The sequence below is a fragment of the Ruegeria sp. B10 genome (genome assembly GCF_056539825.1).
In genome coordinates this window covers 55,890-70,063 of record NZ_JBQFVP010000007.1, presented here as the reverse complement: position 1 = coordinate 70,063, position 14,174 = coordinate 55,890, and the positions used below count along the sequence as shown (strand labels likewise).

Sequence of the window (14,174 nt, the reverse complement as noted above, 5' to 3'; positions counted from 1 at the left end):
TTTTAGGGGCAATTTTACCGCGCATGCAGCCCAAAACACCGACGGCTCTTTGCAGTAGTTTGTCCAACCTTCAAATTGCTGCGGCGGCGGCCGCAACAACAGACATTAGTGCGAGGGCGTGAACTATGAGCAGGCGATGACCTGGGCGCGGACTAAGCCGAGGATCGACTATTTCGCTCGGACACCGCCTTGTATTCTGGAAGTTTCGACAAGGCAGACTTCAAGGCGTCGCCCCAACCTTCAGATATCGTTCGAAAGTACTGATCGTCACTTTCAAACCTGGACCTCGTGCCAGCCTCAAGGCTGTCTTCATCGTAAAGCAGTAGATCGAGCGGTGCCCCAACAGACAAGTTCGCCTTGATCGTTGAATCGAAACTGACGAGCAAGAGTTTCACGGTCTCTGGAAAGCTCATTTCGGGATCGTAGGCCCGCACCAGAATTGGGCGGCCGTATTTTGTCTCTCCGATCTGAAAGAATGGGGTGTCGTCGCCAGCCTCGATAAAGTTACCTTCAGGATAGATCAGGAACAATCGAGACGGCCCACCCTTAATCTGCCCACCCAGAATAAGTGTCGCGTGAAAAGCGCTGTCAGCTTGTTGCCCAGAGCGGGCATGCTCTTCGATGACATCGTTCAGCGTAGCCGCGACCAGTTGCGCGACCTGAAACATTGTCGGCGCTTCCAGAATCGAGGGAGAACGATCTTCCGGCGCCTTTGTACGCTCCTCAAGCAGGCTTACTGTGGCCTGAGTGGTTGCCAGGTTGCCTGCGGTCAGCAGAGTGATCGACCGCTCACCTTCCACCGTCCAGTTGAACATCTTGTTGAAGGTCGAAATGTTATCGACGCCTGCATTCGTCCGCGTATCGGACATGAACACCAGTCCGCGGTTCAGCCGCATGCCCACAGCATAGGTCATTAAGTTCTCCGTTACTGCTGTGCGACTTGCAACTGCACTGTCAATTGCTCGCCCGCTGTCCCAATTCGGTTCCCTATTACCGGCGCAGCTTGGGCATAGTCCAGGCCGGTTGCAACGCGTACATAGCGATGATCCGGCGAAATCCCGTTGGAAACGTCAAATCCCACCCATCCGAGCCCGTCCAAATGAACTTCGGCCCAGGCATGCGTCGCGTCCTGCAGCTCGGTTTCGTTCATCATCAGGTAACCCGAAACATAGCGAGCCGGCAGTCCGATCTGTCGAGCGCAGGTAATGAAAATATGCGCGTGGTCCTGGCACACGCCGCACCCCGCTGAGAGGGCCTCTTCAGCGCTCCAGCCTGGGTGCGAACTTCCAACTTCATAGGTGACCCGAGATCGAATTACTTCGGACAAGGCGTGCATCTGCTGAAGCGGTTCTCCTTGGGACAGCGAACCGATCACATCAGCAACCCCTTTTCCTGACGTTGTCTGAGGCGTGCTCCGATTGAAAAGCCATAACGGTGTCGACCCTTCGTGGCGTCCCAGCACACCATGTGTGTCTTCCACCGCCACAACGCCTTCGGATATCAAGGAAATGCTTTGGGTATTTGCTTCGAAACTGATCAATTCCACTGTGTTGCGATGGTAGTCTTCAAAGCTCAGCTCCTTGACCCCTCCGATGACTTCAGTGCTCCAGCTCTCGATGGTTTGATTTCGAAATGACTTTGGCGTTTTCCTAAGCTGCTGCAGTCCAAAGGGGACCGGCGCGTCGAAATCGTATCGTGTCTCATGGCGAACGTGCAGTTTCATGGGCTACTCATAGAACCGGTAGTCAATCTCGATCTGGCGACTTAAGTTGCCGAGATCTTTCAGAAAATCCTGAATGTATTCATGCAACCCCAACTCAAAGATATCAGATATCTTCTGGTCCAGATATTTCTCGTACAGTGCATTTGACGCGGCGCATGACGGACCCGCAAAGCCATAGTCTTTCTTCAGGTAGGACAGGTTTTCTTGAATCTTTCTACAACAAAAGTGAAGACTGCGGGGCATCCGCTCATCCAAGATCAAAAACTCAGCAATGTCAGACGGTCGGGTTTTCTGACCGTGGGTCATTCGATAACCGCCGCCAGCTCCGACGGAGCGAAGGATGCTTTCCCACTGGATGTTGTCCAGTGACGAGCCGACTGAGAACGCCGTGGGCAACAGAACGTAGTACTTCACGTCCAATATGCGCCCCGTGTTATCGGCCCGTTCGACAAAAGTGCCGATGCGGGTGAAATCGAAAATATCATTGCGCAGCATGGTGCCCAAAGTGGCGCCACGGACCAGGGCGGCCTGGTGGCGAATAAGCTCCAGCATGGCGGGCAAATCGCGCTCATTAACGCGGCGCTTCATCGCCTCGTCAATTTGCATCCAACTTGCGTTTACCGCGCTCCAAACATCGTGGGTAAGTGCGGTTCGAACAAGGCGTGCGTTGTTCCTTGCCTGTTTGATGACCGACTTGATCGAGGATGGGTTGTCGGCATCGCGCAACACCCAATCCACAGCGTTGTCTTTTGAAATGTCATCGTACTTGGCGTGGTATCCATCCAAAACGCCAGCCGTTTTCAGTACAGAGCCCCATTCTTCGGCAGAGTTCTTGGAACGGGTCAACGCCATCCTCTGACCTGTTTCAAGCAGCCTCGCCGTGTTTTCCGCCCGTTCGAGGTAGCGGGACATCCAGAACAACCCGCCAGCAGTTTTTCCCAGCATGGTCAGTCCTCCAGAACCCAGGTGTCTTTGGTCCCGCCGCCCTGACTTGAGTTCACGACGAGCGACCCTTTCTTCAACGCCACGCGTGTCAAACCGCCGGGCGTGATATTAACCCCATCTGGGGACACCAAAACAAAGGGGCGCAGATCAACGTGCCTGGGTGCGAGCCCCGAGCGCGCAAAAATTGGAACCGTTGAAAGCGACAGAGTCGGCTGTGCTATATAGTTCCCGGGTCTCTTCTTCAGCTTTTCACGGAAAGCTGAAATCTCTTTCTTGCTGGCCGTAGGGCCAATCAACATGCCGTAACCGCCAGACCCATGTACTTCCTTGACCACGAGGTCGGACAGGTTGTCCAGCACGTAGGACAGAGACTCTGGATCGCTGCAACGCCAGGTGGGTACATTTTGAAGCAGAGGTTTTTCGCCCGTGTAGAATTCAACGATTTCAGGCATGTAAGAGTAGATTGCCTTATCATCCGCAATACCTGTGCCCGGAGCGTTCGCAATAGTGATGCCCCCCGCGCGGTAGACGTCCAGAATGCCAGGAACGCCCAGCGCGCTGTCAGGGTTGAAATTCAGCGGGTCTAAGAATTCGTCATCGACCCGGCGATACAGAACATCGATAGGTTTATAGCCGCGAGTTGTGCGCATACAAACGCGGCCGTCGACAACCCTCAGATCGTGTCCTTCAACCAATTCCACGGCCATCTGGTCCGCAAGAAACGCGTGTTCGTAATAGGCTGAGTTGTAGATACCGGGGGTCAAAACGGCGACCGTGGGTTCTCCCTCTGCACAAGCCGGTGCGCAGGCTGCAAGAGACCGCCTCAAATTTCGCGGGTAGTCAGAAACATTCCGTACATTTGTGGCACTGAAGAGCTCGGGGAACATCTTTAGCATCGTTTCCCGGTTTTCCAGCATATAGCTGACACCGGACGGCGTGCGCGCGTTGTCCTCAAGCACAAAGAACTCATCCGGTCCAGTTCGTACCAGGTCAACGCCGACAATATGCGTATAAACCTGACCAGGCGGCGAGACGCCGAGCATCTGCGGCAGGAACGCTTCGTTTCCGGCGATCATCTCGGCCGGTACACGTCCGGCCCTTACGATTTCTTGGCGGTGATAGATATCGTGAAGAAAGGCATTGATTGCCCGCACCCTTTGTTCGATGCCGCGTTCCAGCCGCTGCCATTCTCGTGCGGAAATGACGCGCGGCACGATATCAAACGGTATCAACCGTTCCTCTGCTTCCGCTTTTCCGTAGACATTAAAGGTTATGCCCGTCAGCCTGAAGACTTCCTCAGCCTCGCGCTGCTTAGCTCTTAGCCGTGATACATCTTCCGCATCAAACCAACGACCGATCTCTTCGTATGGACCTCTGAGCGACCCATCGCTGTTGAACATTTCATCAAAATACTCACTCATGCGAGAAGTTTGACGATCAATTCGGGGTTTTCAAGTCATTCGGTCCTTTTTGGTAAGCACTTCTGGAAGAAACGCCTATTTTTCAAGCGAGTTGGTGCATCCACCAATTTGAACAACGCCGCTGGTTTTAAGTTCGAATTCATGCGGCTTCGTCGCACAAATCGAGGAGAAGGCTTGCTCCCCCTTTCCTCTGACAGACTTATCCTTCGGGCTCTTTGACGAATGCGAGACCCCTTTGAATCAAACACATGATCAGCGAACATTTGGCTGGATTTCGATCCCGCGACTGATACCTTGCCCTCGCATCGGTTTTTAGCTGCACAACATATGTACGAAAAGTCTATTGGAGCACACTTTTGGTCATTCCTTTTCACGTTCGGGAAATGCTTCAACGCATTAAAGCGCGATTTGACGCCGATCAGATACCCCAGCAGATGGCGCCAAGCGACGCGGAGTTTTCAACACTGCGCCCCTCCCGCAAGCCGACCAAAGAGATGGTCGAACGCTTTTGGGGCAAATTGAAACCCACAGCCAGCGCTGAGGATCAAGCACAGATTGCAGATCCGGCGACCATCGAAAACGCCGAAATCTACGGGGCCAATATCGAGAACTTCGTTGGGACAGTTAAGCTGCCTGTCGGAGTTATTGGCCCCTTGCGCTTAAACGGGATGAACGCAAACGGGGATTTTCACGTCCCCCTCGCCACCACCGAGGCCGCGCTGGTCGCGTCTTACGCCCGGGGCGCTTACGCCGCCACCCGTTCGGGCGGCGTCAGCACTGCCGTTCTTTACGAAGGTGTGCTCCGTACACCAGCCTTTGTATTTGAGAGCCTGCTAAAGGCTGGGCAATTCGTGGATTGGGTGGTGACAAATGTCGACATGCTCCAATCTGCGGCCGAAGCGACAACCCGTCATGGCAAGCTTGTCTCACTGGAGCCGTTCATCGACACCAACGTCGTTTTCCTGATTTGTCGGTATACCACAGGGGATGCTGCGGGTCAGAACATGGTGACCATCGCCACCGACGCCTTGTGCCACGCCATCGCAGATAGCTGCCCTGTCGCGATTGAAAACTGGTATGTCGAAGGTAATTTCTCGGGCGACAAAAAGGCCTCGGCTCTGGGGTTGGTGACGGGGCGCGGGCGCAAGGTCAGCGCTTCGGTCACGCTTCCGGCTGAGATTGTCGAGAAGACGCTGGGAACCACGGTCGAAGCGATGCTGGACTATGGCCGTGTCGCCAATCTGGGGGCGCATTTGTCGGGCCAATTCGGCGCGCAGGCACATTATGCCAACGGGCTGGCGGCGTTCTATATCGCAACCGGACAGGACGCGGCCTGCGTTGCCGAAAGCGCAATGGGCGTCACGCGTATGGAACCTAGAGGCGACGATCTGTTCTGCTCGGTGACGCTTCCCAACATCCTTGTCGGTTCAGTCGGCGGCGGAACCGGTTTACCCAGTCAGACAGCTGCGCTGAATATACTTGGCCTCAAAGGCGACGGATGCGGCACAGCCTTGGCCGAGGTGGCCGCAGCCACATGCCTGTGCGGCGAAATCTCCATTGTTGCAGCAATAGCTGCGGGCCATTTCACCCGCGCCCATGAAAGTCTGGCCCGCCACAGATGAGCATTCAGAACCGATTCTGGATTTACCAGTCCGAACGATTTCCGCTGAAGAAAACCGTCCCTCTGCTGCTGGTGTTTTCCTCGGCCAGCATTTGTGTATCCGCCCGTCTGGCCGACCGCCCCCTGCCCGAGTGGCCCGCCTTTGCTGCGGGTTTTGTGCTCGCCATGGCGTTGTTCTTTCAGATGCGGGTCTGCGATGAGTTCAAAGACGCCGAGGATGACCGGCGGTACAGGCCCGACAGGCCAATCCCACGTGGATTGGTCTCATCAGGTGAAGTCTTGAGCCTTGGCTTGCTGACGATCCCTATGGCGCTTGCCGCGGCCTGGCTGTGGTACCCGCCTGTTTTGTGGCTGTTGGGTGCGGTCTGGATTTGGCTCGCGGCAATGACGGTGGAATTTGGCGCCCCGGTCTGGCTGAAGGCCCGACCGGTTCTTTACCTGCTTAGCCATATGGCCATCATGCCCTTGATTGACCTGTTGCTAACCGGTCTCGAGTGGCTGCCAGCAGGTGGGGCAGCACCCTCGCTCTGGCTGTTCCTGGCACTGTCCTTTGTGAACGGCTGCGTCCTTGAGATCGGGCGCAAATTATGGGCCCCAGAAAACGAAATCACCGGGGTCGACACCTACTCCGGCCTATGGGGTCCGCGTCTGGCGGGACGTATCTGGATCGGCTGCGTCCTGGTTTCCTACGCCCTGCTTGTCGGCACTGGCAGCGCCACCGGAGTCGGCTGGCCCACCGCCCTGATCGGCGCGCTGGCACTTGTGCCCTGCGGATTTGCCGCCCTCCGCTACATTCAGAAACCCATCGCAAAAGCTCAACACAGGATGGACACGGTATCCGGCCTATGGGTGTTCTTCTGCTATGCTACGGCTGGTTTCCTACCCTTCTTCATCGGAGCCGTTGCATGAGTTTCGTCATTGCGCAATCGGATGCCACCGATGTCTCGGTCGTCGGTGGGAAAGCGGCAGCCCTTTCGCATCTGGCGCAGCACGGGTTTTCCCCGCCCTTATTCTTTGTCATCACCAACGATGCGTTTCGTATGGGGCAATCTGGACCCATCGCGCAAAAGGGCCTGCAATCCGCTATGACCGCCGCGCTTGAAACACTCGGACCCGGACCTTACGCGGTGCGCAGTTCCGGCCGGTCCGAAGATGGTGTGGACCACAGCCATGCAGGACAGTTCGAAACGGTCCTGAAAGTTCCCGGCAAAGATGTGATCGCAGCGGCCAAGCAGGTCTGGCGATCCGGTTTCTCAGCCACGATTGAGACTTATCGGGCGGTCAAATCCGGCGGTGAGGCCGAAGCCCCTGCGATCATCGTGCAATGCATGATCGATGCAAAAGCGGCCGGTGTCGCCTTTTCCGCCGATCCGGTCAGTGGTCGGCGCAATGTGGTCGTGATCTCGGCCATTGACGGGCTTGCGGAGCAGCTTGTGTCAGGCGAAGCGGACGGAGAAGACTGGGTCATTGGTTTGGATGGCACACCAGAAAACACTCTGGACACGCCCGCGCATTTGACCCTGCCCGAGGCACAATCCATTGCAGCCCTCGCCCGAAAGGCCGAGGCGCTGTTCGGTTCCCCTCAGGACATCGAATGGGCGATCGATGCGCAAGGGCTGCATATTCTGCAGGCCCGACCGATCACCACGACCCTGCGCCCGGCGCCGCTTGCAGATCAGACTCTGACCATTTTCGACAATTCCAATATCGTCGAAAGCTATCCGGGGATCGTCAGCCCGCTGACTTATTCCTTTGCTCTGCATGTATATTCTCAGGTGTATCGAGCTTTCGTAAGGCTGCTGGGCGTGTCCCGGCATACGATTGCCCGGAACCCAACCGTGTTTGACAACTTGCTGGGCCGGGTGGACGGGCGCGCCTATTATAATCTGATCAACTGGTATCGCGCGCTGGCGCTGCTGCCCGGGTTTTCGCTAAACCGCGACTACATGGAAACGATGATGGGCGTTTCTGAACCGATGCCACGTGAGGTTACGGATGCTCTTGCCCCGCCGCCCGCCGCCGGCTGGCGCAAACTTGTGGAATACGCGAAACTGTTAAAGGTTGCGGGCGGCCTTATCTGGCAAGCCGTCCGACTGCCACGGACCCGGCGTGATTTTTATCGCAGGTTGAACGACATCTTACAGACAGGGCTGGATGTGGATGCCTCAAATGCGACCGAACTGGCCGCCGAGTATCGTCGCATTGAAAGCACCCTGCTGGATCGTTGGGATGCCCCGCTGATCAACGATTTCCTGTGCATGATTGCTTTTGGCGGCTCTCGCAACCTGTTGCAAAAGTGGCTGGGCGAGGACGGGTTGACCCTGCACAATGACCTCATGATCGGGCAAGGCGATATCGTTTCAGCGGAACCCGCGCAACGCATTGCCCGAATGGGAGAACTGGTCCGGCAGGCAGGTCTTGCCGAGCCGCTAAAGGCCAGTGCGGAACTGTCGGTTTTGTCCGGACACCCCCAGATCGAAGCCGAGATTGATGCCTTTCTTGAGAAGTTCGGCGACCGGTGTACGGAGGAACTCAAACTGGAAAGCGTTCCGCTGCGCGACGACCCGACCAGCCTGTTGCTAGCGATTGCAGCCAGCGCCGAACGTCCCACGACTGGGCGTCAGGAAGGTACTGAGCCGGACTGGAAGGCGCTGTTTCCGTCAAACCCCTTCAAACGGCATTTGGCCAAATGGATTTTGGGCTGGACCAAGGCGCGCGTGCGCGACCGGGAAAACCTGCGCTTTGAGCGCACACGTATCTTCGGCTATGCCCGGCGTGTGTTTTTAGGCATCGGCCGGGAATTCGCCGCCCGCGATCTGCTGTCCTCACCTAGGGATGTATTCTTCCTGACAACACATGAAGTTCTCGGAGCGGTTGAGGGCTACAGCCTGTCACCTGACCTGAAGGGCATCGTCGCGCGGCGCAAACACGAGGATGAAACCTCCTATCGACGCCCCGACCCGCCAGAACGTATCGAAATCCGTGGTCCCGCTATCGCACCGATCTGGTCCAAAGATGTAGAAGCCGAGGCAGATACGGCACGCGTGAAACACGGCACGGGTTGTTCCGCAGGACTGATCAAAGCGCGCGCGCGTGTGATCCGTGACCCGCGCACCGAAGCCCTGAACCCAGGAGACATTCTGGTCGCCCGCCACACCGACCCGGGCTGGATTGCCGTATTCTCGAACGCCTCCGCCATCGTCGTTGAACGAGGGTCGCTGTTGTCACATTCGGCCATTGTCGCGCGTGAGTTGGGCATTCCTTGCGTTGTCGGCCTGAAAGGTGCCACTCGTTGGATCGAAGATGGCGAAATGATCCGTGTAGACGGCGCAAGTGGCACTGTGGAGCGGTGCAATGGATAGCAGCGAGATCGAGAAAAAAGCGGATTTCGACCAAATCCGTTATGCCCAACTGTGGGAAGACGCAGATGTCCTCACCTCAGCCCTGGGTGAGTGTGCAGGAAAGACACTTGTGTCCATCTGCTCAGCCGGGGACAATGCGCTTGCGATGCTGACACTCGATCCCCAGCGTGTTGTGGTTCTGGACCTGTCACCGGAGCAGATCGCCTGCCTCAAGCTTCGGATCGCGGCTTATCAGGTTCTGACCCATCCCGAATTCATAGAACTCACAGGCTCACGCGCAAGTACGCGACGGGGTGCACTGTTGAACCGGGTTTTAGAGGCCACCGATGCTGAGACGCGCGCCTTCTGGAAGGCGCTGACCCCGGAGGTTGAAAAACATGGTATCGGCGGTGTCGGCAAGTTCGAGCGCTATTTTCGCATCTTTCGAACCTGGCTGCTGCCGCTTGTGCATTCTCGTAGAACCATTGACGCAGTGTTCGTCCCCCGCTCGCCCAGAGAGCGCCAGACTTTTTTCGACACACGGTTCAACACGGTGCGATGGCGGCTTTTGCTGAACCTCTTCTTCTCGCGGTTCGTCATGGGACGCATGGGCCGCGACAGTGCGTTCTTCGACCATGTCGAGGGCAGCCCCGCCCAGCATGTCGCTCGCCGTATCCGTCATGCAGGGGTTACCACTGATCCCTCGCAAAACCCCTATCTGCACTGGATCCTCAAAGGCAATCACGGCGACGCGCTGCCGATGGCCTGGCGGCCCGAGCACTATGAGACGATCCGATCCCGGTTGGATCGTCTGGACGTCCGCCTCGGATCGTTGGAGGCTTTTGTATCGACCGGTGAGAAAGCCAACGGTTTCAACCTGTCCGACATCTTTGAATACATTTCCCCCGAGACCTTCCCCAAGGTCTACGGCTCTATCCTGACTGCTGCTGAACCAAACGCCCGATTGGTCTATTGGAACATGATGGCACCCCGTCGGGTTCCGACTAAATACTTAAAACGCGTCACAACCTTGACCGACATCGAAACACAGCAGAAAGCCCGCGACATGGCATTCTTCTATTCCGATTTCGTCGTCGAAGAGGTTCAGCCGTGACTGTTCTTGGGCAGATCCTGATGGCGGCGGGGTCCGTGGTCGCCTTGATCGGCGTCATGATGGTCATACGGCATCTGGCCAAAACGGCGGGGTTGAGTGCCGAAGTACAGCGCAAACTTATGCATGTCAGTACCGGCCTCTTTGCACTGCTTTTACCTTGGCTCTTTCCCGATCGTTGGCCGGTTTACATGCTGATTGCAGCCACAATACTGGTGATGCTGGTACTCCGCCTTCCGCGCTTTTCATCGGGTCTGGGCGCGACTCTGCATGGGGTAGAGCGTACGTCCTACGGTGACTTTCTGCTCGCCTTGTCGGTTGGGCTTTGCTTCCTGCTGGCTGGGGAAAAGACACTGTTCTACATCCTGCCAATTGCTGTTCTGACACTGGCGGATGCCGCCGCTGCGCTGGCCGGAACTACCTATGGAACCAAACGCTACGTGGTGGAGGATGGCGACAAGAGCTTGGAAGGCTCAGTCGTGTTTTTTGTCGTAACGCTGTTGGTCGCGATCATCTGCTTCTTGTTCATGTCGAGCCTCCAACCGTCCAACATCATGATGTTGTGCCTTATGGTGGCGGGTTTTGGCACGTTGGTCGAAGCGCAAAGTTGGCGCGGGTTTGACAACCTGTTCCTGCCGCTTGGCTTGTTGATTTTTCTAAACGGCCACTACCACAGCTCTTTGGTAGAACTCGCCCTGTTGGCTGCCCTGTTCTTTGCTGCTCTTGCCAGTTTCGGCGTGGTGGGAACTAAGCTGGGCCTGACCAAACATGCGACCCGTGTTTATGTTGTTGCGGTTTTTTTGCTGCTGGCCGCCGCAAAATTGCAGAATACTGTACTCCCGATCATGGTTCTTGCTGCGCATGGATGGGCGCTCACTGCTTCTCCTTGTGACAGCAAGTACCCTGATCTGGATATCATCGCCGCCTTGGGACTTTTGGGGTTTGGTTGGCTTGCGATGGGACATGCAACAGGATGGGATGCGATTTCTTTTTTTGGGCTAAGTGCTATGGGGCTGGCCATGGGGCATATTGCAGTGGCGCTGCGTTCTAGCCCAATCGCGATACCGCTTGCTGCAGCTGTTTTGTTCGCTATACGGACTTGGGTTGTTTACCAGAATTCCGAACAGTCGAACTGGGCCGAGCCTCTGACGGCTTTGGCACTGTTTTCACTCTTTCTTACAGCCGCAGTGCCGTTTGCTCGACCACAATGGTTCGAAAAAGACAGAGTGTCTAGACTCACGCTGTTGGCCATGACCCTGCCCTTGTTTTACTACTTTTGGAGCGTTGTTGGATCGCTTGGCGTAGGGGGTATTTCATGACCAAAGAGACCATCAAAACAGCGGATGCAAAACTGACCGTCTACCTGAACGGCCCGAACTGGGAGAGCGCGCCGACAGCAACTTTCGGTGAATTTTCCTGTAAAACGCCTGAGGCTGGTGACGAGATTCTGCGCGAGGGGATCGAGCGGGTGCAAGATGCGGGCCTCGACCGCGTTATTGGGCCGATGTCCGGCGATACCTGGCACAGCTACCGGTTCGTCTCGGACAGCGATGGGTCCGCTCCGTTCCTTATGGAGCCCGCCAACAAACCGCATGAGCCCGAGGTTTTCCGGTCGGCAGGGTTTGCAGAGATCAGCCGGTATTTCTCGGCCCGGATGCCGCTGCAGGCCACCGCTGCGACCGCGCCACCGGACAGCGACGGATTCGTGGTGGAAGCTTGGGACGGAACGGACCCCGAGGCCTTGTTTCGTCAGGTCTTTGAACTCTCAACCCGGGCGTTTTCAAACAACGCGTTCTACAAGCCGATATCCGAAGCGGATTTTCTGGCCATGTATATGCCGGTCGTGCCGATGATGAAGCGCGACCTGATCCTGTTTGCACGCCGCAAAGACGGGACATTGGCCGGGTTTCTGTTCGGCATTCCCAACTATGCCGAAGGCCCCAATCCGACATCCGCCATCCTTAAGACCTACGCCAGTCTCGAACCGGGAGCTGGGCGGCATTTGGCCCACAGGTTTCACAAGACGGCATTCAGCATGGGGTACGACACGGCTATTCATGCGCTGATCCATGATGACAACACCTCGGCTGACCGCAGCGCCGCCGAAGGCGCAACGATCTTCCGGCGCTATACCCTTCTTGGGCGCAAGCTGAATGGCTGACCTGTTGTCCCATTTCGCCGCTGCGGTTGAGCGGGTTCCAAACCAGACCGCAATTGTGGACGGCAAGGGGTGCCAGGTCAGTTTTCAGGACCTACACAAACGCGTTCAGCAATTGGCGGGTCGGTGGCAGGGTAAGGGCATCCAACCGGGGGATCGTGTGCTGTTGGCAATGCCGGTCAACGCGGACCTATATGCCAGTCTGGCCGCCCTGTGGTCCCTTGGTGCCACCGTTGTCTTGCCGGAACCAGCCATGGGGTTGGCCGGTCTGCGCCATGCCATTCGGACCACCAACCCAAAAGCATTCTGCGCGGCGGGCGGGTATTCTTTGCTGAAGTTTCTGGTTCCCAGCCTTTGGCCCCGTCCCCTCCTCACGCCCGGAGAAGGCCACATCACCCCGACAGTGCACAAGGTGCAACCTGATGATATCGCCCTGATCTCCTTTACCTCCGGCACGACCGGCCAGCCCAAAGCCATTCCCCGCTCGCACGCGTTTCTGATGGCACAGCACGATGCCATCGCACCCCTCCTCCACAGCAACAAGGCCGAGCGTGATCTGGTCGCCTTTCCGGTGTTCACCCTGATCAATCTGGCGGCCGGGCGCACGAGTGTTTTGCCAAACTGGAGGCTCAGCAAGCTGGACCGCCTGTCGCCCACGCAGTTGGAACGGTGGATTCAGGCGCAGAAAGTAACCCGGGCTCTGATCCCGCCATCGCTGTGCGAAAAGCTAGTTCGATCCGAGGACACGGGGCCGTTGCATACTGTGTTCACCGGCGGTGGCCCGGTGTTTCCAAACATGGTGGAGACATTGAGAAGCCGGCACAGGCTGTCGGTTGTGTGCGTCTACGGCTCGACAGAGGCTGAACCGATCGCGCATCTCGATGCCACCGACATCTCGGAGGAGGATCACCGCGACATGGCTTCTGGGATGGGGCTGCTCGTCGGCGACCCAGTGCCTGAAATCACGCTCCGCATTCGCGACAACGAGATTCAGGTCGCCGGCGCACTTGTGAATGAAGGGTATTTGGACCCGAGGCACTCACAACAAAACAAAATCAAGGAAGGTGACATTGTTTGGCACCGGACTGGTGACGCGGGCACACTGGATGATAACGGACGTTTGTGGCTTTGGGGGCGTATCGGATCCGAAATTGAAGTCGCTTCAGGTACGCTTTTCCCTTTTGCGATCGAAGTCGCTGTACAGCAATGGCCGGGCGTGGATCGGTGCGCTTTTGTCACAACGAAAGTAGGCCCCACACTCTGCGTCCAAGGAACACAAAAGTACCTCGAGGATTGGAAGCGTTCTGCGCTTGGGTTTGGCGTTCCCAATGTGGTTTCGATTGAGAGCATCCCTATGGACAAGCGCCATGCCTCCAAAGTCGATCGCGCGAAACTGGAAAGTAGCCAATTAATTTAGGCATAATACGGCTCAACAATCCCTGCGTGCTTCACCTTTCAACCCTTCCTGCGAATGGTTGAAATACCCATCAACCACATACAAAACAAACAGGCGACAAGCCGTCCGATGGGCAAAGAGCTACCATCGAACAAGCGCGAATTGAAGCGTCCACAAACATTTGCCAACCCTTGCAAATGAGCTGAACAAGCCAACTTGAGGCAGGTTGGTGTCGGCGACCGATCTGTTCTAGCAGTCCGAGCTTTTGTCGGGAAAAGTACACAAATTCCGCCAACCGAATAGCTTTATGCTCTACAAGGTCGCCAAGGTTGATATGCGACTCGAATTGCGAGATTTACAACCATTGGGTTTTTGTTGGCGTCATATCGAACCGTGAAGATCGCTTAGGCCGGTTATAGTTGACAGGATCTCTGGTTGAGTGGTCAAACGGCCTGTGT

General features: G+C 56.5%; 11 protein-coding genes. 7 read left to right on the top strand and 4 right to left on the bottom strand.

Going from position 1 to position 14,174, the window contains the following annotated elements:
* Positions 1–152 precede the first annotated feature (152 nt).
* Genes ACR0J4_RS11110 through ACR0J4_RS11095 form a run of 4 tightly spaced genes read right to left on the bottom strand, consistent with a single transcriptional unit; the run spans position 153 to position 4,089 of the window.
* Entirely contained in the window at positions 153–914 is a 762-nt protein-coding gene (locus ACR0J4_RS11110; RefSeq protein WP_170642554.1) for a proteasome-type protease, read from the bottom strand.
* Positions 915–925: 11 nt separating this feature from the next.
* Positions 926–1,723 carry a transglutaminase-like domain-containing protein gene (locus ACR0J4_RS11105; protein WP_170642553.1) on the bottom strand — a complete coding sequence of 266 codons (798 nt, stop codon included), beginning with the start codon at positions 1,721–1,723 and terminating at the stop codon, positions 926–928.
* 3 nt (positions 1,724–1,726) lie between these two features.
* The gene (locus ACR0J4_RS11100) at positions 1,727–2,668 is read right to left on the bottom strand and encodes an alpha-E domain-containing protein (protein WP_170642552.1); all 942 of its coding nucleotides are present in this window, start codon (positions 2,666–2,668) and stop codon (positions 1,727–1,729) included.
* A gap of 2 nt (positions 2,669–2,670) precedes the next feature.
* Positions 2,671–4,089 carry a circularly permuted type 2 ATP-grasp protein gene (locus tag ACR0J4_RS11095; protein WP_170642551.1) on the bottom strand — a complete coding sequence of 473 codons (1,419 nt, stop codon included), beginning with the start codon at positions 4,087–4,089 and terminating at the stop codon, positions 2,671–2,673.
* 434 nt (positions 4,090–4,523) lie between these two features.
* Between ACR0J4_RS11095 and ACR0J4_RS11090 the strand changes: the two genes are divergently transcribed.
* From ACR0J4_RS11090 to ACR0J4_RS11060, 7 genes are read left to right on the top strand one after another with little or no spacing between them, the layout of a single operon-like run.
* Entirely contained in the window at positions 4,524–5,711 is a 1,188-nt protein-coding gene (locus tag ACR0J4_RS11090) for a hydroxymethylglutaryl-CoA reductase (protein WP_480668553.1), read from the top strand.
* Positions 5,708–6,619: a UbiA family prenyltransferase gene (locus ACR0J4_RS11085; RefSeq protein WP_170642550.1), complete on the top strand. Its 912-nt coding sequence runs from the start codon at positions 5,708–5,710 to the stop codon at positions 6,617–6,619. The genes ACR0J4_RS11090 and ACR0J4_RS11085 overlap by 4 nt, the downstream gene beginning before the upstream one ends.
* Positions 6,616–9,072 (top strand): PEP/pyruvate-binding domain-containing protein, encoded by a 2,457-nt coding sequence (locus tag ACR0J4_RS11080; RefSeq protein ID WP_170642549.1) that lies wholly within the window; start codon positions 6,616–6,618, stop codon positions 9,070–9,072. Before ACR0J4_RS11085 ends, ACR0J4_RS11080 begins: the two co-directional genes overlap by 4 nt.
* Positions 9,065–10,165 (top strand): DUF3419 family protein, encoded by a 1,101-nt coding sequence (locus tag ACR0J4_RS11075; RefSeq protein WP_170552022.1) that lies wholly within the window; start codon positions 9,065–9,067, stop codon positions 10,163–10,165. Before ACR0J4_RS11080 ends, ACR0J4_RS11075 begins: the two co-directional genes overlap by 8 nt.
* Positions 10,162–11,481, top strand: coding sequence for a hypothetical protein (locus ACR0J4_RS11070; RefSeq protein ID WP_170642548.1), 1,320 nt, complete (start codon positions 10,162–10,164; stop codon positions 11,479–11,481). The genes ACR0J4_RS11075 and ACR0J4_RS11070 overlap by 4 nt, the downstream gene beginning before the upstream one ends.
* Complete coding sequence (locus ACR0J4_RS11065; RefSeq protein WP_170642547.1) at positions 11,478–12,323, top strand: hypothetical protein; 846 nt, start codon at positions 11,478–11,480, stop codon at positions 12,321–12,323. Before ACR0J4_RS11070 ends, ACR0J4_RS11065 begins: the two co-directional genes overlap by 4 nt.
* The gene (locus tag ACR0J4_RS11060; protein WP_170642546.1) at positions 12,316–13,737 is read left to right on the top strand and encodes an AMP-binding protein; all 1,422 of its coding nucleotides are present in this window, start codon (positions 12,316–12,318) and stop codon (positions 13,735–13,737) included. The genes ACR0J4_RS11065 and ACR0J4_RS11060 overlap by 8 nt, the downstream gene beginning before the upstream one ends.
* The last annotated feature ends 437 nt before the right edge of the window (positions 13,738–14,174 follow it).